General features: G+C 42.7%; 25 protein-coding genes. 6 read left to right on the top strand and 19 right to left on the bottom strand.

Annotation, left to right across the window (positions count from 1 at the left end; all coding sequences use genetic code 11):
• Positions 1-111 precede the first annotated feature (111 nt).
• Entirely contained in the window at positions 112-369 is a 258-nt protein-coding gene (locus tag MKX68_RS25125) for a GlsB/YeaQ/YmgE family stress response membrane protein (RefSeq protein ID WP_247897659.1), read from the top strand.
• 334 nt (positions 370-703) lie between these two features.
• On the opposite strand, the gene MKX68_RS25130 is transcribed toward MKX68_RS25125, so the two are convergent.
• The 3 genes from MKX68_RS25130 to MKX68_RS25140 all read right to left on the bottom strand — a co-directional run bounded on the left by MKX68_RS25130 (position 704) and on the right by MKX68_RS25140 (position 2,717).
• Positions 704-1,237: a DUF1572 family protein gene (locus MKX68_RS25130; RefSeq protein ID WP_101313845.1), complete on the bottom strand. Its 534-nt coding sequence runs from the start codon at positions 1,235-1,237 to the stop codon at positions 704-706.
• A complete protein-coding gene (locus MKX68_RS25135) occupies positions 1,230-1,358 on the bottom strand; it encodes a hypothetical protein (RefSeq protein ID WP_338586980.1) in 129 nt (42 codons plus the stop codon). The genes MKX68_RS25130 and MKX68_RS25135 overlap by 8 nt, the downstream gene beginning before the upstream one ends.
• A gap of 423 nt (positions 1,359-1,781) precedes the next feature.
• A complete protein-coding gene (locus tag MKX68_RS25140; RefSeq protein WP_340914462.1) occupies positions 1,782-2,717 on the bottom strand; it encodes an NADP-dependent oxidoreductase in 936 nt (311 codons plus the stop codon).
• Positions 2,718-3,003: 286 nt separating this feature from the next.
• Here MKX68_RS25140 and MKX68_RS25145 point away from each other — a divergent pair, with 286 nt between their 5' ends.
• The 3 genes from MKX68_RS25145 to MKX68_RS25155 all read left to right on the top strand — a co-directional run bounded on the left by MKX68_RS25145 (position 3,004) and on the right by MKX68_RS25155 (position 6,017).
• A complete protein-coding gene (locus tag MKX68_RS25145; protein WP_036615355.1) occupies positions 3,004-3,642 on the top strand; it encodes a nitroreductase family protein in 639 nt (212 codons plus the stop codon).
• Positions 3,643-3,774: 132 nt separating this feature from the next.
• A complete protein-coding gene (locus MKX68_RS25150) occupies positions 3,775-4,200 on the top strand; it encodes a MarR family winged helix-turn-helix transcriptional regulator (protein WP_036615356.1) in 426 nt (141 codons plus the stop codon).
• A gap of 260 nt (positions 4,201-4,460) precedes the next feature.
• Entirely contained in the window at positions 4,461-6,017 is a 1,557-nt protein-coding gene (locus MKX68_RS25155) for a glycine betaine uptake BCCT transporter (RefSeq protein WP_340914463.1), read from the top strand.
• A gap of 169 nt (positions 6,018-6,186) precedes the next feature.
• On the opposite strand, the gene MKX68_RS25160 is transcribed toward MKX68_RS25155, so the two are convergent.
• The 3 genes from MKX68_RS25160 to MKX68_RS25170 form a co-directional block, all read right to left on the bottom strand.
• Positions 6,187-6,927 (bottom strand): pentapeptide repeat-containing protein, encoded by a 741-nt coding sequence (locus tag MKX68_RS25160; RefSeq protein WP_340914464.1) that lies wholly within the window; start codon positions 6,925-6,927, stop codon positions 6,187-6,189.
• 484 nt (positions 6,928-7,411) lie between these two features.
• Positions 7,412-9,040, bottom strand: a complete 1,629-nt coding sequence (locus MKX68_RS25165; RefSeq protein ID WP_340914467.1) for a hypothetical protein — start codon at positions 9,038-9,040, stop codon at positions 7,412-7,414.
• Positions 9,024-9,770: an ABC transporter ATP-binding protein gene (locus tag MKX68_RS25170; protein WP_340914468.1), complete on the bottom strand. Its 747-nt coding sequence runs from the start codon at positions 9,768-9,770 to the stop codon at positions 9,024-9,026. Before MKX68_RS25170 ends, MKX68_RS25165 begins: the two co-directional genes overlap by 17 nt.
• A 437-nt stretch (positions 9,771-10,207) precedes the next feature.
• Between MKX68_RS25170 and MKX68_RS25175 the strand changes: the two genes are divergently transcribed.
• Positions 10,208-11,170 carry an NAD(P)-dependent oxidoreductase gene (locus MKX68_RS25175; protein ID WP_340914469.1) on the top strand — a complete coding sequence of 321 codons (963 nt, stop codon included), beginning with the start codon at positions 10,208-10,210 and terminating at the stop codon, positions 11,168-11,170.
• Positions 11,171-11,200: 30 nt separating this feature from the next.
• On the opposite strand, the gene MKX68_RS25180 is transcribed toward MKX68_RS25175, so the two are convergent.
• From MKX68_RS25180 to MKX68_RS25205, 6 genes are all read right to left on the bottom strand, one after another.
• Positions 11,201-11,686, bottom strand: coding sequence for a nitroreductase family protein (locus MKX68_RS25180; RefSeq protein WP_340914471.1), 486 nt, complete (start codon positions 11,684-11,686; stop codon positions 11,201-11,203).
• A gap of 17 nt (positions 11,687-11,703) precedes the next feature.
• Positions 11,704-12,279: a nitroreductase family protein gene (locus MKX68_RS25185; RefSeq protein WP_340914472.1), complete on the bottom strand. Its 576-nt coding sequence runs from the start codon at positions 12,277-12,279 to the stop codon at positions 11,704-11,706.
• 20 nt (positions 12,280-12,299) lie between these two features.
• Entirely contained in the window at positions 12,300-12,782 is a 483-nt protein-coding gene (locus MKX68_RS25190; protein ID WP_017688279.1) for a MarR family transcriptional regulator, read from the bottom strand.
• A gap of 328 nt (positions 12,783-13,110) precedes the next feature.
• A complete protein-coding gene (locus MKX68_RS25195; RefSeq protein ID WP_340914473.1) occupies positions 13,111-13,620 on the bottom strand; it encodes a DUF3841 domain-containing protein in 510 nt (169 codons plus the stop codon).
• A gap of 36 nt (positions 13,621-13,656) precedes the next feature.
• Positions 13,657-13,824: a hypothetical protein gene (locus MKX68_RS25200; RefSeq protein WP_155985137.1), complete on the bottom strand. Its 168-nt coding sequence runs from the start codon at positions 13,822-13,824 to the stop codon at positions 13,657-13,659.
• Positions 13,825-14,382: 558 nt separating this feature from the next.
• Positions 14,383-14,532, bottom strand: coding sequence for a hypothetical protein (locus MKX68_RS25205; protein ID WP_179086457.1), 150 nt, complete (start codon positions 14,530-14,532; stop codon positions 14,383-14,385).
• Positions 14,533-14,899: 367 nt separating this feature from the next.
• Between MKX68_RS25205 and MKX68_RS25210 the strand changes: the two genes are divergently transcribed.
• Complete coding sequence (locus MKX68_RS25210) at positions 14,900-15,280, top strand: hypothetical protein (protein ID WP_338586966.1); 381 nt, start codon at positions 14,900-14,902, stop codon at positions 15,278-15,280.
• 147 nt (positions 15,281-15,427) lie between these two features.
• Here the strand turns inward: MKX68_RS25210 and MKX68_RS25215 are convergent, their stop codons facing one another.
• The 7 genes from MKX68_RS25215 to MKX68_RS25245 form a co-directional block, all read right to left on the bottom strand.
• Positions 15,428-15,703 carry an IclR family transcriptional regulator domain-containing protein gene (locus MKX68_RS25215; RefSeq protein WP_340914477.1) on the bottom strand — a complete coding sequence of 92 codons (276 nt, stop codon included), beginning with the start codon at positions 15,701-15,703 and terminating at the stop codon, positions 15,428-15,430.
• A 419-nt stretch (positions 15,704-16,122) separates the two neighbouring features.
• Entirely contained in the window at positions 16,123-17,085 is a 963-nt protein-coding gene (locus MKX68_RS25220; RefSeq protein ID WP_340914478.1) for an amidohydrolase family protein, read from the bottom strand.
• Positions 17,086-17,101: 16 nt separating this feature from the next.
• The gene (locus tag MKX68_RS25225; RefSeq protein WP_340914480.1) at positions 17,102-18,460 is read right to left on the bottom strand and encodes an ABC transporter substrate-binding protein; all 1,359 of its coding nucleotides are present in this window, start codon (positions 18,458-18,460) and stop codon (positions 17,102-17,104) included.
• 191 nt (positions 18,461-18,651) lie between these two features.
• Entirely contained in the window at positions 18,652-19,533 is an 882-nt protein-coding gene (locus tag MKX68_RS25230) for a carbohydrate ABC transporter permease (protein WP_338586959.1), read from the bottom strand.
• 17 nt (positions 19,534-19,550) lie between these two features.
• Entirely contained in the window at positions 19,551-20,483 is a 933-nt protein-coding gene (locus MKX68_RS25235) for an ABC transporter permease (protein ID WP_036615375.1), read from the bottom strand.
• A gap of 332 nt (positions 20,484-20,815) precedes the next feature.
• The gene (locus MKX68_RS25240; RefSeq protein WP_340914483.1) at positions 20,816-22,036 is read right to left on the bottom strand and encodes an amidohydrolase family protein; all 1,221 of its coding nucleotides are present in this window, start codon (positions 22,034-22,036) and stop codon (positions 20,816-20,818) included.
• 50 nt (positions 22,037-22,086) lie between these two features.
• Positions 22,087-23,319, bottom strand: coding sequence for an amidohydrolase family protein (locus MKX68_RS25245; RefSeq protein WP_340914485.1), 1,233 nt, complete (start codon positions 23,317-23,319; stop codon positions 22,087-22,089).
• Positions 23,320-23,403 lie beyond the last annotated feature (84 nt).

Below are 23,403 nucleotides of genomic sequence, written 5' to 3' on the forward strand. Positions count from 1 at the left end.
TTAACCCATCTTAGCACAGACACTTTAGATTCCTCCACCAACAGGAAGATGAGGTATATTCCAACGAACCCAACATAACTTGTAATAAACCCGAAGAAAGGAGAACAATCCATGGATCTGCTCTGGGTACTCATTGTTGGTGGACTTATTGGCTGGTTAAGCGGCAACTTGATTGGGCGGGACGTACCGGGCGGTGTAATTGGGAACATTATTGCGGGTTTTATCGGTTCCTGGTTAGGAACGGAATTGCTGGGACCAAGGGGACCGGTGATTGGCGGATTTCATATTATTCCAGCCATCGTTGGCTCGATTATTGCCCTGCTCATCTTCTTCGCTCTGGCACGTGGAGGAGCCTTCCGAAGACGTTAACCAAGAGAGTCGGAAACCGGTACCTTCCTTCATTAGATATGTTTATAAAGATGCTGCCAAGGCATAAAGTAAAGGATAAACATAAAAGGACCGAAAGCATTCATCGATGGAAGATGAACACTTACGGTCCTTTTTTTATTTTTGTACTGCTTTCATCCATACTTTCAGTACCTGAACAACCTGCTGAAGCTGTTCCTGTCCTGTAACCTTAGGTGCGCTATCTCCCTTTATTGAATTTTTCTATACTTTGTATAGAAAGTTGGTCGCAATATATGGATAAATATGTCTATCGGCATCTATTCTCTTGTGTTTTATCTCATTTTATATGCCCTCCTCAATGGTACTGACCCGTGACATGTTCTTGCGTATCTTGCAACATCTTGGCAAGCACAACGATCTGTCCTGCGTGATATCCGTAGTGTGCCGATACCTGGATAAGCAGCCGACCGATTACTCTTGTATCGTAGGTTTCTTCAGTACACCTATTCGTTCGGTGCATTCGGTTCCAATCCTCACGATCATAGCGAATGATAACCTCTCGGGACAAATCGTCGTTCGATAACGCAGCTACAACATTTTCCGATTCCTTTCTGGTTTCCCGAAGAAGAAGAATCAGCTTTTCTCTCGATATTCCCCCGTCCTTCGTGAATTCACGGGTTCGCGTCCGGATGAACGGTCTGTTGCCGATCGCGCTAACGAAATTCTGATATTCGTTACCTGCCAAATGCAAACAAAGATTACCGACGCTATTCATGGATCCCTTTATTCTTATCCAAATGAGTTCATCATTCAGCAAGTTCAAACTCTTCTCAATACGGTCGAGCTGCTTGTTCATGTCTTCCATAACGTGTCTGATCAGTTCAATCATGAACACCCTCCCAATTCTCGGTCAGGCGCATATAATCTTCAAGGGTTACATGCGCGAATTCTCCAACTTGAATGGAGAAACCTGTCAGTATAAAATGTACGACTCGCAAATTTATCATCATCGTGACCCACCTCCACCTGCTCTATAGAATCCATGATAATGAATTGCCCTTCGAGTGTAAAATGAAAAATTACCAGCCAATCGGGCGTTAGCCATACGATTGCTTTCGATGATACTACCGGCTGTACCAGATAATATCCTGGTAAAACCGTTAACCCCTTCCATTAACTGTGTCATAGGATTAGCAGTCCCCTCCCTGGAAGCGATTTCTCCTGCCTATCGCCGCTTTTATTAAAGAGACGCAAAGTTTGCTTACATAAATCTCTTAAATCGCAATCGGTACAAGTTCTTGTCCTTGGCTCGGGACACGAACTTGTACTGATAATATAAAAAAGCCGCTAAGATAGCGGCTTAATGCAAATATGTTTTTGTCCCTCGACAGATGCCAATTTTAATGTTTTGCGGTTTTTCCCAGTCTTCTTTTTTAAAATGTAATGACAATCTTACCTACAGCGTGGTGGGTTTCGCTCAAAGCATGTGCATCATAAATACCCTGTCTACTAAATGGGAAGGTTGCCCCTACAATCGACTTTATCTTTTTCTCTTCCATCAGATCTGCCATTCTCTGCAATTGATCACCATCTGGCTGTAGCCAAATCCCCTTTGCTAATACATTGTGAGACTTAGCAGTATCATGATTGGGTTCACCAACAATGGTAATCAGTCTTCCGGTATTTGGCTTAAGCACCTTATAGCTATTCTCAGCTACTTCTCCACCCATCGTGTCAAACACTAAATCTATATCTTTTAGAATCTCTTCAAAGTTTTCCTTTTTGTAATCAATGACCTGATCAGCACCTAATGAATAAAGAAGTTCATGATTTTTTTCACTTGCTGTTGTAATAACATGAGCGCCAGCATACTTTGCTAATTGAATGGCATACATACCTACACCACCAGCTCCAGCGTGAATAAGTACAGTTTCACCTTCTTTTAGATCGCCATGAGTAAACAGTACCTGCCATGCTGTTAAACCAGCCAAAGGTACAGCCGCAGCCTCCTCATATGAGATTGAATCAGGTAGTTTTGCCAGAAGGTACTCATCAACTGCTGTATATTCAGCATACGAACCGAAACGTGTTGTATCAGGACGACTGAATACTCGATCTCCAACTTTCCATTTGGTAACGTTTGAACCGATTTCAGTTATGACCCCAGCTACATCCCACCCTAAGATAATAGGGAATTCCCAGTCATACATTTCTTTTAAGTAACCCTCTCTTAATTTCCAATCGATTGGATTAATGGATGTAGCCTCTAGTTTTACAACCACTTGATTGGCTTCTGCCCTCGGTTTATTCACTTCCTGCTCAACTAACTCTTCTTTACTTCCATATTGATTAATCACAACTGCTTTCATTTTTGTAACACTCCTTTAAGCTAATAGCCTTTTTCGTGCTATTCCTGATTATTTATTTGTATCTAGTCACTGGGGTTCATGCATATTATCCTTACTCATTTTTAAACAATCAGGATAAAATTATGCAAAAGTTAAGTTAGAATCGTCGGAAATGTTGCTGTTATTGTGATATTTTTACATAAAAAAACGATTGAAATGGACTTAGTTATCGTTTATAGTTGACTTATCAACAATTGACTAGTCAAATATTGATGGATCAACTAAATATAAAGGGAGAGTAACTATTATGAAACCATACCAACAAACAAACGATTTTAACGAAATTATTTATGGACGCCGCTCCATTAAGACATACGATTCATCCGTAAAAATCAGCAGGGAAGAAATGACTCAAATCATCAATGAAGCTAGCACTGCCCCTTCCTCCATCAACATGCAGCCTTGGCGCTTCCTTGTGGTGGATACTCCAGAGGGAAAAGAAAAACTCGTTCCACTGTCCCGCTTTAACAAAGAAAAAGTCGCTCAAGCTTCTGCTGTCATTGCCGTGTTTGCGGACAAAAACAACTTCGATTATGCAGAAAACATTTATGGAAAAGCTGTTGAGCATGGCTTAATGCCACAAGATGTTAAGGACTTTCAGTTGAAGGCATTCAAACCGATCTATAACAACATGTCCGATGCTGAAATGAACGATGTCATTATGCTTGACGCCGGTCTGGTTTCCATGCAATTGATGCTGGTTGCCCGTGCACATGGGTATGACACCAATCCAGTCGGCGGTTATGAAAAAGATCAAATTGCCGAAGTGTTTGGCTTGGATAAAGAACGCTATGTACCAGTCATGCTACTGACAATTGGAAAAGCTGCAAGCGAGGGATACACCTCCTACCGTATGCCAGCCGAAGAGACCACGTTTTGGGCATGATTCAAAGCGATAGTGCGAGCAGTCTCCACATTGTGATATAGTTGCCTTTAGTTGCTGAATGTCTTGGAAGGAATCTACGCTTGTTACATGAAGCTTTTCAAGACATTCTGCACCATTCAAGGAGGGGCAAACATGAATTGTTCGCTGGAACAAGAAACCTTATTAATATTACTCAAAAATATAAGCAATCAGTTGAAACCTAAATTTGAACGTTGTACGGGGATCAGCTCCTCACGATACGTTCTGCTGTATCATCTCTATCTTCATGAAGAAGTTACACAAAGCCATTTGCAGAAGGCCATTCATATTGACAGTGCTGCTGTTACACGCCATTTGAAGCAACTGGAAGCAGACGGTTTGGTGTCACGAAGAAGAAACCCCGACGATCATCGGGAAACCTTCGTCCGGTTAACAGAACAAGGGCTAACGCATATCGCGAATTTCAAGCAGGATCGAAACCAGTTTCTTCATCAGATGATACTGGATTTCAGTGAAGAAGAAGTTGCAATGATGACCGACATGCTTACACGCATGCAATATAATCTGAAGGATCTGTAAATTTACGATAACAGTCAGCCTTCTTCAGATTTCTTTTCATAAATGAATAAAACTAGTTAGATGAGATGATACAATATCTCAGATTAACAAGAGATTATAGGCCATATATTATTCAGGCAAGATCAAAACAAACCGCTGAGTGTTTCATTACATGGCGGTTTGTTTTAATTTATCAACAGCTAGCTTTTCGAAATATTACAAGTTGGACTAGCACATACTAAGGAACAATTGGCTGAAGCTTACATAACGGAGGTCTCATCATGGTATTCACAATCACAATTATCATCGTTGCACTGTTTGCAATATGGGGAGCCATCGCTCCTGATCAGCTGGCGGATGTGGCTAATGTTGCCTACAACTTCTCTATTCAGAATTTTGGCTGGTTTTATTTGCTAGCAACACTGTTCTTCCTGATCTTCGCTTTCTATCTGGCGTTCAGCCGATTTGGCGGCATTAGGCTCGGGGATGACGAAGATGAGCCGGAATATTCTACGGTTTCCTGGCTGTCCATGCTGTTTAGCGCGGGTATGGGCATTGGGCTGGTTTTCTGGGGAGTTGCTGAACCGCTGTCCCACTATTTATCTGCACCTGAGGGGGCGGTACCCGAAACAACGCAAGCAGCCATACTTTCAATGCGTTATTCCTTTTTCCACTGGGGGCTACATCCTTGGGCTATCTATACCGTCATCGGCTTAGCGCTTGCTTACTTCCAGTTCCGGAAAGGATACAAAGGACTGATCAGTTCCACCTTTATTCCTCTGATAGGTGAGCGTCTTGCTTCAGGCTGGCTTGGTAAGGTTATTGATATTCTGGCGGTCATTTCCACCATCTTTGGAGTTGCTACCTCGCTTGGATTGGGTGCTCTTCAGATCGGCGGGGGTCTGAATCACTTATTCGGTATTCCTAACTCGACACTGTCTCAGGTTGTCATTATCATAGTTGTAACCGTACTGTTTTTAATCTCGGCAACCTCCGGTCTGGATAAAGGTATTAAGATTCTGAGCAACGTCAACCTCGTTATAGCTTTATTATTGATGTTGTTTGTATTGGTGACTGGACCGACTTCTTTTATATTTGACACATTCACAACAACCTTGGGCAGTTACATGCAGAATATTATTAACATGAGTTTGAGACTGACGCTGTTCTCAAGAGAAACCTGGATTGGAGCATGGACGTTATTTTACTGGGCATGGTGGATCTCGTGGGCTCCTTTTGTCGGCACTTTTATCGCAAGGGTATCCAGAGGAAGAACCATAAAGGAATTTGTAATTTACGTCATGGTTATTCCAAGTCTTTTCGGATTTATCTGGTTCTCCGTCTTTGGCGGAACAGGACTTCACATGGAATTGTTCAATGCCGCTCATCTGGCGGAGGCTGTCAAGGAAGATACGACAACCGCTTTATTCCTTATGCTGGAGCAGCTGCCTTTGGGCACGATCGTGGCATTCATCGCCACAATGCTGATCATGATCTTCTTTATTACGTCGGCTGATTCAGCTACCTTTGTACTGGGCATGCTCACTTCAGATGGCAAGTTGGACCCGAGTACAAGAGTGAAATTAACCTGGGGAATCATGCAGTCCTCCATTGCGGTAGTACTGCTAATCAGCGGGGGGTTAACTGGCCTCCAGACGGCATCCATTGTAACCGCATTGCCGTTCGCTATTGTCCTTATCGGTATGTGTTTCTCCCTGCTCAAGGCTCTAAAGGCTGAGGACAAAGAGCGCCGTCAGAAGGAAAAACGGCAGCGCCAAAAGCTGAAACGACTGCTAGAGGAACAAGAAATCTCGCTGAATGAAATTTCCGGCAGGTAATGTATACTTAGTGTAAAACTAACAAAAGCCCGCGTCCTTGCGGGCTTTTTCTTATACAAAAAAAGGGCAACTTTTGTCACCAAAAGCGGCCCCTTTCTTCTCACTTCAATCATTGTTTTTAATTTTGCCTCTTGAAATACAATCTTCAATTAATTTCTATTCTTTAGGTTTACGCAATGTTACAATCCAGACTACTGAAAAATCGTTCAACAAAAACATCACCATATATTTTCTTCATATGCGCTGTGTTAAAAATATATTGTTCCATAGGCTCAAGCTTGCGCAGACTGCGTACCAGTATTTTCCGATCATCTTCAGATAGATTAGGGTCATCGTCTATCTTTGTCAGGGCATTTTTCACACGTGCGGATACCTGTTCAACATACACATGGTTTTTGGATTTTGGCGGAATACATTGCGTCAGGTCACAGCTTACAAATCGAACACCGTCAAGGATACAGTTTTCAAAATTAGCGATTAGCTTTTGTTTGCCATTTCCCTCAAACGTAATATCCACTAGCTTGCCGGTAAAGGAACAATTGACGATATTCGCCACTCGTAAAATCCGGTCATTGAATCTACACTTAACAAAAGTACAGTCGATAAACGTAGCGTTCTCCAAGGTCATGCCTCTCATATCGCAGGAGGAAAATTCGCAATTGGTGAAAACAGCTTCGTCTTTGGCAATGCCAACCGAGCGCAAGTCGGAACGAATAAATGTACAATGATCAATCGTACTACCGGAAAAAAATCTCGCATTTGTAAGATCGCAGGTATCAAATATCAGATGCTGCAGGGTACAGCTCCAAAATATGGGTGAACCAACATTTGAGTTTATTATGGTCGTTTCGCTTATCGTTTCGTGTTCATACCTGACAATGTCAGAAAATAATTCGTTGTTTACTGACATACCAGACTCAAGTCTTCTCATCCCTCTCACCCTATCAGTCCCTCGACATGAATTGTTATTACTAATATAAGCTCGCTACGTTGATCCAGACATGGAACGCAACGCCATGGTTGATCTCTGTCATACCAATCATACTATGGGGATGCACACCTTTCTCTTTGCTCAAGCACATTCACCTTTGGCTACATCATTGTGCAACAAATAACTTTTTTAGCATAATCATCAACATATTTCGTGCTCAGATTACCTCTTTCCTGCAATAAAACAGGAAAACCTTTATCACAAAATACCGTTCTTCATGATCAAAAAAGCATTGAATCTCATCCCTCCTACTTTACATAGGCCTAGTGGGGATTGAGACTCAATGCTTTAAGCGGTTTTACCCGGGGATAAAAACAAGTATGATATCTAATTTGTAGCCTTTAATAGCTGAATTTTGTTGATAGTATAACGTTAACTATCTCAACTCTTTGGAATCTCCTCTTCATTTTACTCTAAAATTGTATTGAGCATATTTGGTTACGAGAAGGATAGCACTGGATAGATAGGCTAAAGTCAACACCATGATCACAGCGGTTAGTCCCCATAGTGGAGGACCTAGAAACATCGCCACAACAAAACCCAATGAAATAAGGCTGTTTACGAGTGAGAAAAGAGGACTATTGGTTTCCAACTCCGTTGTGAAGGGTTGAATTACATAGTATAACAACAGATGATGTACTGAGAAAAATACAGCCAGTGCAATGGTTATAACCCAGATAGGAAGTAGCAAACTGATATCCTGTCCCCCAGTTAATACAAGTATAGATACACTTACTACAGCTGCTAAACAAGAACCTAACTTTAGATTGATGCTTAATATACTTCTAAGTCGTAACAGAAAGTGCTGCTTCGCATGCTGACGGTAAAATGGATAGCGCATTAACGGCTTATCAACATGGTAGAATAGAGCCTTACAAATCTGGCTACCTACGGTCAGATTTAGCATGAACATAATGATTAAAGGTGAGAATCTTTCAATTGAATGTAGTGAAAGATGATCTTTGAAAATGAGTAACAACAAAGGTAGGAGTATGCCTATGATTATAATAGCCAATAAACGTCTGTGGAACGGTGCACGGAGGAGAGCGGTATGCCTGGTAACAAAAATTTCGTGTAATTGCTCGTATCCCTCTTTTTCTAATGTGCGCTGCTCGTTGACATGAAGGTTATACGAGGAATGCCTGCTAAGATCATGTTCTTTTGACTGAACCATTCTCTGTTGAAAATCAGCAATCCGTATTTCTGGATTTAACAATGGATCAGCGTGGTTTGTTACTGCGCGCACTGCAAATGTGAAATCCGTATGTTTTAGTAAAACATACCCACAGATAACCCCGGACAACGATATCAGTGTCACAAACCATGATTGGTCCAATATCACAGATCCAAATAGAGGAAGGTTCAGTTTTGTGAAAGGAAGGTAAGCCAAAGTCAGTGCCAGCAACATGCTCAAACTCGTAGCCCATGTTTTCTGTACAAGAATAATGCCTTTCCATTTAAATAATGCCAGATGTAAAAATTCACATGTCACTCGCCAAAAAGTCATAATTCCCACAATAAGCAATGCTTGAGTCATTGGAAATTTAAAAAGTACCGCAACCAGAGTCATTGCAATCGCTTGATAGAAGAAAAATGTCGTATACCGATAAAATAGCGTAGCTCGCACAAATTTGGTTGGGATTATCCGCATAAGTCGGACGGATGTATACTTCATTTTGGTTGATTCCAACACTTTTGCACTCGTTACCCCAGCCATTACGCCACTTATGCAAAAGTACATGTGAAGAAAAAGGGTAAAATGCTCCGTACTATTTACATTTTTTGTCCATAAGAGCATGGGCAATGCAAACATTCCCCCGAAATACAATAAGCTTTCCAATAAACCAGCGAGAAATAATAAAATAACCGCAATTGCACCGATTGCACGTTTCGTCCGAACAGCAGCATACGTTTGTTCACTGATTAAATGACCTACAAACGGTAACTTTTGTGTGAAATAGATCAAACGGTTGACCAGCGTAATCATCTGTAACTGCCACATGCGAGAAATTGTACTAATCATTCCCGTCATTGGCGTTCTCCTTTGTACTTCCATTTTGGCTTTCATGCCGTAATAATTCAATGACCTGCTCTTCAAAGTTGGGCTGAGTAAGGATTTCGGGTGAAATCCGTGTTAAACTCCCATGATTTAAAATAATTAACTCATCACACAGATCCGTTGCCAATTGCAATATATGGGTCGAGAAAATTAGGATATGATCTTTTTTTAAATCATGTAGCAATTGTTTCATCTCACTCGCAACGATGACATCAAATGAAGTTAAAGGTTCGTCCAACAGAATCACTGTAGGTTTCATGAGTAAAAATAACAACATTTGAACTTTATTTTTCATTCCATGCGAGTAATGTTTAATGAGCTTATGTCGGTCATCCTTCGCAATGTGCATCATATCAAACAGAGCATCAATATTGTTTCCTCGTCCTTCAATTACATCTACGTTCACATCAATAAAAAAACGTACAAATTCATATCCCGTCAGAAATTCTGGTAACAGTGGCAGTGAATAAACGTAGCCCACATCATCCATTTCCAAGTCACGCGATTTTGATCCGTTGACAAGTTTCATTTTGCCGCCATCCACTTGGATCTCGCCACCTAAACAATTGAATAACGTTGTTTTTCCGGCGCCATTTCGCCCAAGAAGGCCATAGATCTTTCCCTTTTCAAATTGAAAACTTAAATTAGCTAATACTTTTTTTTCACCAAAACTCTTCTCTACATTTTGTAATACCAATTCCATTTATTTGTTCCTCACTTTCGAACCATTTCGTTTTTTGTTTCACGTTCTTATTCATATCTAATAATTGTTTAGTTTTCATCCGTATCAATCCCTTCGATTTTTTTCATAAAAGGATAAGAATTAATATCCCTTTAAGAGGTGAATCGTCTCACTTGACCAATATAACTAATCTTGGAATAGACAATCACACTAGACTAGTATTCTATTTTGAACGATATAATTCCTTGTATTTACATAGCCAATATATTAATGCGTCATCTAAACAGTTCCCGGGTTAATCCCCACAGACTTCAATTTAGATTTGGCTTGATGCAACTGTTCCGAAATCGCTTTCTCCATTCCGGTTTAATAGAACATGATGATATTTTCTTGATAAAATTGTATTAAAAGGATAAAATGACGAGCATCAAACGGTTTTATTCGAGGAATGGTAGCTTATGAAAGGTGGTTTAGCAATGAAAATTCTCATCGTTGGCTATTTTAGCGAAACCTCAAAATCAAATATTGCAAGGAGTTTTCCGCAAGATTGGAACGTTGTAATTGTTCCGCCCGGAAAAGAAATGCTGGATCATATTGAAGATTGCCAGGTAATCATTCCTGAACATATTAAAGTGGACCACAGCCTGCTTTCTAACGCAAAAAAATTAAAATTGGTACAGACAGGTGCAGGATTTGATAATGTGGATGTCCCTGCCTGTACACAGCGCGGCATTTGGGTGGCTAATGCTGGAGGTGTGAATGCACAGGCAGTGGCCGAACACGTAATGGCACTGATATTGTCTTATTATAAAAACATACCGTTTCTTGATACTTTCATGAAAAACAAGATGGATGAAAATCAATTGGACTATACAGGGAGTGAATTAAAGGGCAAAACGATTGGGATTATCGGTTTGGGTGCTATTGGAAAAAAAGTAGCTGCGTTTTGCAGGGTTTTTGACATGAATGTGCTGGCGTATGCGAGAAATGCCACTGCACAATCGGACGGTTTTGTGAAAATGACGGATTTCGATACTCTTGTAAGCACATCGGACATAGTCAGTGTACATATACCCTTGAATGAGCAAACCAAACAGCTGATCAACAAAGCGGTATTCAAAAAAATGAAAAATACCACTCTTTTTATCAATACAGCCCGCGGAGGCATTGTCAACGAAAGAGACTTGATTGATGCATTAAAAAACGGGGATATTTCAGGCGCATGCCTAGATGTGTTTGAATCTGAACCGCTTCCTATTGACAGTGAGCTCCGGAATCTGGGTAATGTGATACTTACTCCCCATACAGCAGGAATGCCTGATGGTCGGAAATTTCATAAAACAAGATATGATTTCTTTATAAAGAATATAAAACGTGTAGAAAATGGTGAGGAGCCTGAAAGCAAGCTCAATCAGTTATGATGTTTTGGTGCAATAAAATTGATCGCCACCCTACAGCAGTTCAAAATGAAGTTGAGTCTCAGGTAACTTCGTATTTCCTTTCCACTGATTTGCACCGTACCCCAATTCCAGAACCGCAGCAATGCGCTCGTTACTCAGTACACCAAACCTTTCAGTACGGCTCGGGTCGTACATCCAGTCATGCAAGGTACAGCTTACACCCAGACGCTGTTCATGAGCCAGCAAGCGGAAATTCTGAATTAGGCAGCAGACAGCTGCAAAGTCCTCTTCCCGCTTATGTTGATCCGCCTCTTCCTTCACCAAGACCAGAAGATATGCAGGGGCAGGCTCCTGTAATCCCTGCATGATGTCCCCATACCGGTTATCAGCAAAGATAAATCGCCACGGCTCTCGGAGGCCATCATTTGGCGCCCATACGGCATGATTGAGCAACTCAAGGATTAGATCCTGCGATACCGGTCGATCCAAAAACTCACTTGGACTGTCCATGGCTCCTTCCAGATCTGACAATTTCATTTTTACATCCTCCTCTTCTATGTAGACTGTCCTCGCAATACGGTCCACTTCTGCTCGGCTGGTGTTCTTTTCCGACTTCTTGGCGCTTTGTCGTAATACCCTATATGAAGAATACCAACGAATCTTTCATCCTCACGTAAGCCAATTCCATTGAAGAACCCTTCATGCTGAATCATGGACTCTGTATCCCACAACATTCCTAACCCTCGTTCCCAGCCCAGCAGTTGGAAGCTCTGCATCGCCCCGCAAGCAGCCGCATAATTGCGGTCATTGGTCAGACGATTCGGTCCCACAGTCGACATAACGATGACGTGGGCAGGAATATCGGTAAATCTCTTTTTAAAAACATCCAGAAGTTTCCCTGGGATCAGCTTGCCGAGCTTGCTCTGGGACATCTGTTCCAGCATGCAGTCCACCAACCGTTTGCGTGCTTCTGGCGTTCCGGCATATACTACACGCCACGAGCCAGACTCAACAAATGGTTGAAGCCGTATAGCCTTACGCAGTAATTCTACAACTAACTCCTGGTCCACCGGCGTAGAGTTACATTTACGAATACTCCTGCGCTCCCTGATCAATTCCGCCAGACTCATATGCTTCACTCTCCTTCGTTCTATCTGGATTCAATATTTATACTGCTGTCTTGAAGAAATTGATGGATTACTTTTAGCTCCGTTTCCGAATATTTGTCGAGAGTACGATAGAAGCGCTCAGCCTCATGTATATGCAGACGTTCATGCAGTTCAAAGATTTTTTTGCCTTGCGGTGACAACCGGAAATAGCTCTCCTTTTTGTTGTCGTTCATTTTCGTACGTTTGACGAATCCTTCCTCCAGCAGTTTGTTGCCAATTTTGGTGATACTCGCTTTGGACAAATTCATCGCCTCGGCAATACCCGTGTTGTTAATAGGCTCATGCTTGCCTATACAATCTATCATATGAACTGCGGTCAAATGCTGAGGGATTTTCTCGATACTTTCTCGCTGGGCGATACTTAGGAAATGCTCGATTTCTGTATCCTTGTGGTTCTCATACACATGTAAAAAACGGATAAATTGGTCATAAAGTAACTGTTTTGTTCGATCTTTTGAGATCATTCTTTGATCGCTCCTTATTTACTTGTAAACAAAAATATCATTTAAATAATAGGGTTTTTGTAATTGATTTCTTATATTTTGTTTACTGGTGAACAATATAACACGAATGATAATGCTTATCAACTATATTCTCTGACATTATGAATGATGAGTTTAGAGTACTAAACCACCAGATTAATGACTTTAGCCCTCACACAGTTAGGCTATTGGCCATATCCTAACTTGGAATTGTAAGCAACGATTAAAGGGAAGGATTTTTCAATGTTCCCCATCAACATTTGAAAAGAGGTCATGATATGTCTTATTTACCTTATTGTTATAATTGTTATTAGTATAACTTTGATTTACGACTAATATATTGCTCTACTCTCTTCACTTTTTCTAAGTAGATTCGTCCCGTAGTTCCCTGAAGCCATGCACCATTACCTGTCCAATTAACATCAACCGCTCGATTTAAATCAAAAATCCGCTCCCAACTTTCTTCTTTCGTCATTTCTAGTATCCCCTTATTAAACTCACCTTCTTCATGTTCATTATCAGAGCAAAATCCATTGTTCAGTACCAGGTTCCATCTATCAAGATCTGATATTAGTACATCTGTCTCCTTGAGATCAATGGTTAATCTTACGCATTTAGTTCCTCCCTCAAAATGTGCGGTAGATCTCATATCCGGCTTTTTGATCCATAGCCAGATTGGATACTCACCTTTATAATTAGGTAATCTTGTTTTCATTTGTTCCATCATCCATATGTATTGTTTTGGAAACATTAAGTTTTCAGAGCTTCCCTCCAAGTAACCTGTTTCTTGAGCTTGTTTCCAAACCTCTAATGTCTGCATACTCCAATAAATCATTTTCTTGGGTACCTCCTTGCTTTAAATTTCTCGCCAGTCTTCCCCATATTCTCTTTCTAACTCATCTTTAAATTTAAAGTATAGATCTTCAATTTCCTGATATACTTGCTCCTCTCGTAACTCCAAATCATTGTATCTAGCCTCGATCAAATAAAATAACAGAGCCTTTTCCCTAAATTTTAATTCCATCTTACGTGTCTCCTTATAAAATATAGTTCAACTAAGATAAGTTTTGGATCTCTCTGAAGTACAGATAAATCATCTTTTTTGCTTAATTCCTTAAACAAGTCCCGTTGCTCACCGCCCCCGTACTAAAGAACAAAATGAGCTCATACGTATGTAGCGCAAAGAAGAAATCCTGGATGTCGCCGTGCCCTCCTACTTTTGCACCAGACTCGCCCGACTCGCTATGCAAGCTATTACGAATGGGGCCTGATACGAACATGATCATTTTAAAAAGTGGTTATGAAATCGAATCCATCCGTAAGGCATGCCAAGTGGTGGCTGAATGCCATCGTACAATTGCCCAGGTCGCGTCCTTCTAGTCCATGGCATCGGCCGCATGACCTGCACGAGGAGCCAATGTATAATTGGTAATTGCACCATGATCTTGTCCCTCGACATCAATTCATAATGATAATGAAAAAACCTCAGCTCGGTTAACCGAGCTGAGGTTTTCGCATCAGGTGCTTCGAATATGCCCTAATTGGGACGATATAGTCGCACCTAAGCTTCTTCATAGTAAGGTCACGCTTGTGCTTTAATAACTTCAACCTTTTTATCACCTGATGATGCCTCTAACGTTGTTTTACCTTGGATAGCGACTATCACGCCAGTAGCCAGCATAGAAACGATTAAAGCTGCGCTGAGGGCTTTGGACATTTTCTTCTTGACCATAACCATACCTCCAATGTCTAATTACAATATTTAACTTTTTTGGGTGATTAATCTGGTGATTGTATTATAACGTACTGACAATGATTGTAAAAGGATTTTTTCCTTCCTCTGGTTGCCCTCTATTGAGACTGAATATGCCAGTGAATTTTCCGTGGTTACATAAGAATCTAAATAACCTAAAAATGGTTTACAATTACGACATTAAATGTTACATTAATTTGAAATTGAGTAATTTAATAGATTCTACTGAGGTTAAGGATCTGGGGATTACGAAACTGAGGCAGTGTTTGCCGTTTAGCAGTCTGGTAAGTATGAATACGACGGTGGTTCTAAAACACCAATCATTCAACATTAGGAGGATATTCTAATGGAAACAAAATCACTAAAATTAATTACAGTTGGTGTGACTTGTGCTTTAGGGATTGGAATAGGAGTTTATGGCTGGGGAGCTGCATCTGCCGATACTAGTCCCTCTAAAGATCAAATGGAAATAAAAATCAATGATAACGGTCAAACATATGGTTCATTTATTTATCATGATGAAACAGAATTAGATCTAGTTAAGGCTTTTGGTGTAGACGGAACTGAAGGTTACATCAAGACTTCAGATATGAATCAAGATTTGCCACAAACTCCCGAAGAAGCAATTCAGAGTATGAATGAACCAAAAGTCGATAAGTATATAAACTTGTACGATAGCAACGAGAATATTATCGGAAAATTTCTACTCACTAGTTCAGAAGATTAACACTAAACTATACTACTCCCCCAAAAAAAGGCTCTCCATGATGATTGAGGGCACTTTAAAATGCCAACATCTATAAACAGGATACCCACCTCATTTCTGAGAAGGGTTATTCTGTTTTCTTTGCTCCTTGATCGGCTTCCTCGTTATCTACCGCAAAACCCGATTTTGCTCCTGAATTTCAGGTGATTGAAAGGCTAAGATATATCTTCCCACCGACGTTTTAATAACAGGCAATTTTTCTCCTTTTTCATAATGTGTCCTTGTCGGAAAACTACCTGGAATAATATGCGTGGCAAGAACGGAATCATCATTCAAGACACCGATAAAGATGGTTTGGCCAGTTAATGTCTTCAACTCGTCAGCAACTCGAAGAATACCTAGATTAAAATTAAAGTTTAAACTATGATCTTGAAGCTTACTCATTAAAACACTACAATGTCTTTGATTTCAATTGGCATGGCGCTACCATCCCCTCAATTACTTTCAATGAATCTCCCACTTAATCGGTTAATTTGACGATCACACTATGCATATCTTCTACAAAGTAATGGTGCGATCTATATTCTCTGCAACTCCTTCGGGATGATCTCTATTACGTCAAAGCAACGTTGCATATAACTTTTGTTCATTACATACGCCCTCTGTTTAACCACCTTTCGTTTAATCTTAAAATGTCTCATACTACTTGAAAAGTAGGCACCTTTTTATTAGATAGGAACCAGAATGTAACTAATGGGTGTTAACAACAAAACAACCGTTTCAAGAACGGTTGTTTTGTTGTTACATTGTCATGACAGATTAAACTATTGTTTTGTAATGTTGAGTTATCGTTTCCTGTCACTTTAAATTAACTTTTTCTCTACATTAAAAAGCTTAGAAATGCGGGGAAATAGACGAAAGGCATTGCCATAAGCGATCGCCTTCGCGTTTTCTTCGCTGATCTGCTGTGCTTCATGGAATACTGACTCCCGCTGTATACGAAGGACGCTGTCCGCTGGCCAAGGTATGTCCGCTCCGAACAGAATCCGATCAGGCGCAATCAACTTTTGAATTGTGCCGAGGTTCAACGTGGAATCATAATAAAGGTGGTCCAGTTTGGCTATTTCAGCTTGAAATTGTTCCGGTGTTGTTTCCACCTGAATTGAATCTTGCCCGATGGCGGCAAGCGCAATTCTCCATTTGATATAAGGAACCATGCCCCCTGTATGGGGAAGAATGAACTGAATGGATGGATATTGGTCGAAAATGCGATGAACAGCCATCGTAGTGACGGCCCGCGTCGTATCGAAGGTGCCCTCAAGGAGCGCAGGACTAAGTCCAGCGATTTTTTGCGGTATGAGGATGGGATGTAGAAACACAACAGCACTACGTCGGTCCAATTCGGTTAACAATTCGGTGTAATCCGGATGGCTTAAATATTTCCCCTGATAACTTGTCAGCATTGCAACACCATCCATCCCGAGAACATCAAGTGCATACAAGGTTTCTTCCATGGCTGCTGCGGGATCCGGGAGTGGAAGCGTTGCAAACGCACCATACCGCTCAGGATGAAGTTGAGCATACGATGCGAGCTCTTCATTCATTTTACGTGCCAATGTGTTGGCAGAAGATTGGTCGATGAACGTCAGGTCTGAAGGGGCTGAAAGGAATGAAAACGAGATGTCACCTACATCCATTTTTTGCATCCCAATCTCGGGCGTCCACTTCGGCATAAAACTTGGAATCTCCATTCCCAGCTCCCGCTGCTTTCGTTGCATTTCTTTAGAGATGATATGGTGGTGAACATCAATGACAGGATTAAACATACGTGATCAGCTCCTTCTATTTATTCTCAAGCCATTGGTTTAACTGGTTTTGCTTCTCCGTCAATATTTTCTCTACGCCTGCATTCTTTAGTTTGTCGAGATAAGCACCCAGTTCTGACGGGTCAAAAGTTCCTGTCTGAAAGCCTGCATCATACTGGTTTTGGACGTTGGCCACCGAGGTAATTTGTGTTTTGACCGGATTGATGTCGAAGCTGAAACCCATCGCCCTTGATTTTACGGCACTCTCGTTTTCGCCCCTCAACTGCTTCCACATGTCAGGGTCATTCCCTTCCCATATATAGGACAGGAAATTGTTGCCCACGGCATATTGGTTTGAATCGTATCCTGTTGCAGTGACACCTTCCGGCTTGCCAATCAGGTCATTATCCTGCTTAACATAATGCTTGCCCTCAATTCCATTGGTAAACAGATTAATGACTGCTTCGTCCGAGTAAAACAGTTCCAATACTTGAATCGCCTTATCCGGCTGCTCACTGTTCCTTGCCAAAGACATCATGTTCGAAGCTACGCTATTACGCGTCATATACGAGTCCTCAAGGGGTACGCATACAAGTTCAGTCCCAGCCGCAAGTGATTCCGAGTAACACTCATTGATATTCCGGATATACGAGAAGGCTTTGCCTGCCTTGATCAGATTGGACCCCGTTTCCTGTGACGTTGCGACGTCTTTGCTGAAATAACCTTTTTGATACCAATCACGCATCAGGTCAGCCATTGTGGAGAACCGAGAAGTCGCAAAAAGATTCTGCACGGTGAAGTCCTCCCCGCCAAAATCCAGTACGCCAGGTGCTGTTCCCAATGGATCATAATTCAGCATGGCTTGTCCGGGTGTTTCCTGGGAGGTATAGCTGACAATCGGCGTGACACCCGGCTCATTGTCCTTGATAAGCTGCAATACAGCAGAGATATCATTCCAGGTTTTTATGGCGTTAAGGTCAATATCATGCTTATCGGCAAGCTCTTTATCCATCACAAAACTGGGAGAAAGTGCCCAAGCTTTAATGCTGGAAACGCCATATGTTTCGCCATTCATCTTCCCGGCTTCTGCGGCTTCCTCCGGAACAGCCTCCAGTATCTTTTTACCAAATTCATTCAACGATTCGTCCATGGGCAGTAACTGTCCCCTGCCGATTTGGGATTCAAGGCCGAACCAAACGCTGGTATACACCAGATCCAGTTTCTCGCTGCCCGCCAGCATCAAGTTCATTTGATTGGCATAGTTCGATCCATTAACAGGCAAGAGCTTCACGGTGGCGCCTACCTTTTCCGCTGTAATATCACTGATGGCTTCCTGAATTTCCTTAACATCCGTTACATCACCAAAAGCCGGATACGTCATGACCACTTCATACATGTCTGTTGCTGAAGCTTTCCCAGGTTCTGCTCCCTCCTTACTATCTGGATTTCCGCATGCCGTCAACAATAGAGGGGCCGCACAAATTAAGGACATTACCCTCAAGAAACCCGCAGGCAATCTTTTTCTGAACATCTTCATTCACTCCCCATGTTTGCTTTTGGATGAGACATCTTGGATACGAAGCATGACTAACCTTTTACGGCACCAATGGTCAATCCCTTGACGAAGAATTTCTGGAAAAACGGATACGCTGCGATCAGTGGCAACACGCCGATTACGGCAATAGCCATTCTCACACTGCCGAGAGGTACGGATGAGACAACAGCCGTCTGGCCAGACAAACTGTTTTGCTGCAAGTACTGGACATCAGACAACATTCGATTAAGCAGGTTTTGAATGCTGTAGAGGCTTCCATCATTGATGAAGATCAAACCGTTAAACCAATCGTTCCAATACGAAATCATGAGCATCAGACCAATGGTTGCCAGGCTTGGGAGAGCAAGCGGGAGAACGATTTTGCAATAAATAACCCATTCGTTGGCTCCATCCACATAGGCTGACTCCACGACTTCGCCGGGAATGGATGTGGAAAAGAAACTGCGCATCAACAAAATGTAGAACCCGTTGGTCAGTAAATTCGGGATGATTAGCGACCAGATGGTATCTTTCAAATGGAAGAGGTCCGTATAAACCAGGTACATGGGCACCAGCCCCCCATTGAAAAGCAGGGTGAAAAATACGAAGAATGACAGGAACGAACGAAATGGAAGCACATTTCTGGATAGCGGATAAGCGACCAGGGTTGTAATCAACAATCCAACGATTGTGCCCACGACCGTGATGAACGTCGTAATTCCATACGACCGCAGAATCAACGAATATTGATTAAACAGATACACATAAGCATCGAAGCTGAATTGAGCCGGTAACAAACGATAACCATCCCTGATAATGGCTTGTTCCTCGGTTAGGGAAGCGGATATCAGAAGTATAAACGGAAACACTGCAGCGATTCCCATCATGATGAGCACAAGGTGAACAGCCATTTGATATATCCTATTTGAATACATGTTGTCCTCCCCCTTAGCTAAAACAGCGCCAAATCCCGGTTTTTGCGACGAACGATCGCATTGGTCGTTAATACTAACAGAAAACCGACAATGGACTGGTACAGTCCGGCAGCGGATGACATTCCAAAATCCCCAAAAGTCATCAATCCACGATAAACGTATGTGTCAATGACATCGGTAGTCGTTTGCAGTGCACCCGAATTCAGCGGAACCTGATAGAACAATCCGAAATCGGAATTGAAGATGCGTCCCACTGCAAGAAGCACCATAATGACCATCGTGGGTTTAAGCAGAGGAAGGGTAATGCTCCAGACTTGCCTCCACTTGGATGCTCCGTCCAGCGTAGCGGATTCATAATATTCTTGGCTGATGCCTACGATTGAGGCCAGATAAACAATGCATGTATAACCGACGTTTTTCCACAGATATACGACACTTAATATAAAGGGCCATTTACCGGAATCCGCATACCACGACACGGGGTCAATCCCCAGCAAAGGAAGCACGTAATGGTTGACGAATCCGTTTTCCTCGTTGAGCAATGCCAGAACCAAGTAAGCGACAATAACCATTGAGATCAGATAGGGCAGCAAAATGATGCTTTGGTACAGTCGGGAGGCGAATCGCTTCTTTACCTCGTTCAACAATACAGCCACAGCTATGGAGAGCACTGTTCCAAGCACGATAAATGCGCCGTTGTAGAGTAACGTGTTACGGGTAATCACCCAAGCATCCTGCGTTTGGAACAGGTAGGCGAAATTATCGAAGCCTACCCAGTCACTTCCCCAGATTCCTTTTGCAAAATTGATATCTTTGAACGCAATTACAATGCCGAACATGGGCAAGTAATTGTTGATGAACAGATAGACGATGCCTGGCAAAATCATGACCAATAACAGCCCATGCTTTCTAATGTTTTGGATGCGGTTTGCATGGAAACCTCGACGCATGTCTCTCTCCCCCTGTTCGTAACAATGATGTTTGGTTTGTGTAACTCCTCCAATATCCCTCCTGTTCTATTAATGTCAGTTTATGTGACTTAAAATTGTTCTTATATGAATAATACGATGTAAGTAAGCCTCAGTCATTGGTGTGATTCACTAAAAAAAATGATTTCATTTGGATTGTTACACCAAAAGAAAAGCCTATCTCAATTTAGGTGTAATGTTTTTTGACATACACTGCATTAAGCAACGTTTTATACGTCATGTGATCAGCCTTTTCATGCCAAAAAGCAACGCACCTGAAAAAGGATGCGCTGCTTCATGTATATTAAAGATTGTTACGAATGGATGGCTGCCATCTGTCTGCTGTTCGGAAACATTCGACCACCAACAAGCACACCACCCGAAAATACAGCTTCGCGTGGAGGTGCTGCAGCCAACGCATGCATCGCATTTATGGCATTTACCAACGAGAAAGTGCCTCGTTCACCCACTTTTGGAGTTAATGGCGCATTGGATATAAGCTTGTACGTTTCTAACAGCCAGAAGTCTTCCACCCAACCGGATGCTTCAGCGAGACGTGACCCACGGGAGAGCATATCGCCATTTCCGAATGGGCTCCACGAATCCAAAATGTTATCGGAACCGATATGCACGGACACTCCCGTTTCCATCAACAATTTGATGGGGGGCATAGGCCTGTCAATGGGCACACTCGTCATGATGGCTACGCCGGTCGCACACAACCTTTCTGCGAGTGAGCGCACCTCCGTTTCCCCAACCTGGCCCAAACAATAGGCATGGCTTACCGCGGTACGGCCGGACATACCGGCTTGTTCTGTCAGTTCGGCGAAGCGGCTGATCGTGTATATTCCGAGATGACTCGGGTCATGCAGATGCAAGTCGATGCCCGCAGAGAATTCTGTCGCAAGTTCAAACATGGTTTCCAGACTGGCATCCACCCGGCGGTCCAGTCCGGCCGGATCCACACCACCAACATAGTCAGCTCCAGCACGAAGCGCTTGCCGCATAACGGAAACGGAGTCAGATCGAAGCAGGCCTTGCTGGGGGAACGCCACAATTTCCATATCGATGCGTCCTTGGTACATCTCACGCACTTCCAAGATCTCCTCAAGATGAGAGAGGCCAATTTGCGGATCCACGTCAACGTGTGTGCGGATTGCCGTTGTACCTTGGGCAAGCATTAAATCCAACAATCGTTTCGCACGTTCTCCCGCCCCGGTCGGTAGTTCTCTCAACATGCTTTTCTCAAATTCCAACTGGCCGGGCAGTGTGACAAACGGCTGCAAAGACTTCCACGGCTCCCCAATAAAATGCTTGTCCAGATGGGTATGCATATCTGCCATTGGTGGTACATAGTGGAGCCCATCCGCATCAATGACGGTTGTCGCCCTACCGGAAATATTTACAGATGTGAGATCCGCATCCGTTCCTGCAGACTCAATGCTGACAATAAGTCCAGTTGCTTGATCAATCGTTAGATCAAACAGGTTTTCCGACCATTTGACATTTTTTACAAGTGTTAACCCTTTCTCCATGACTCCATCCCCTTACATCATAATCAAATTTTTTCGATATCTTCCGACGACTATGGTAATTCCAAAGGTTTTGAGTCAGTACAAGCTACCTGTAATCCCGATTTCCAAACTGTGCGGGCCTCCGGTTTATTAAGCAGAACTTCCCTTTCCGACCGCTCTCGGAACAATACCATATCAGCCGGAGCGCCGACCCTAATGCCATAATTATCAATGCCTAACGCCTGTGCCGCGTTATGCGTCAGCATGTTGGTCAAGATGAGCGCATCTCGTTTGCTGCCCATGTACGAAGTAATCGCCAATAGCCAGGCAGCCTCAATCGGGTCTGCCTTGCCAAACGGCGTGAATGGGTTGCGCACATTATTGACGCCAATTGCCACATTCACTCCACAATCCTGTAGCAGTTTCACGGGAGTGAGACCTCTATGATGTCCTTCTGGGCCTTCTCTTCCATTCAAAAAGAGGTCCGTCATCGGCAACGTAATGATGCTGATCCCGGCATGACACAGAAGTTCTCCGATAACCAAAGCTTCGTGTTCAGGGAGGGAACCGAGCGAGGTTACATGTCCGGCCGCGACATGCCCCTGCATTCCTGCAGCAATTGTCCTTTTTGCAATTTCCACAACGGCACGGTCGTTGGAATCGACCGAAAAATCCGCGTGAAAATCCAGCGGTTTTCCGTACTTCCCTGCCAGACCAAATGCAAAATCCAAGTGCTCCCTCAGGTCTGCATCCTGATACGTGATTCCTCCAATCACATCGGCTCCCATACGAATGGCTTCTTCCATCAGCTCAGCAGTCCCCGGACTCTTATACACCCCTTCTTGCGGAAAGGCAACTACCTGTAAATCCAGTTGATGTTTTAAGGATTGTTTGAGACGAAGAGCAGATTCGACAGCTCTGAGTCCAAGAACCGGATCAACCTCTGCATGGCAACGCATATGGGTTACGCCATTCCTGACGGCTTCTCGAATGACAACCAGCGAGCGCCGGTACATGTCCTCCATCGTGAACGAACTTTTCAGTTTGGATGTTATCCGAATTGCGTCCTGGAGAGACTCCGCCTCCCGATCCATGGAATCCAGCAAATATGCTTTTTCCAAATGAATATGCGGTTCGACGAATCCGGGCAGCAATAAGCCCCCTTTGCCCTGCACTACACGAGACGCTTCGGTTTTGCTTTCCCCGCACGGCGTGACAAATGCAATCTTGCCTGAGGATATCCCGACATCCATTCGCCTTTCATCCCCGGAAATTACCATATCCGTGATAAGTAGATCAATCATTACATCCTCCGTTCATGTACGCTTTTATTACACGCAAGAAACACTTTAAGCATAATTCACTCCTTATGAGAAATCATTGGATGA

It is taken from the genome of Paenibacillus sp. FSL M8-0212, assembly GCF_038004645.1.
Lineage (GTDB): Bacteria > Bacillota > Bacilli > Paenibacillales > Paenibacillaceae > Paenibacillus.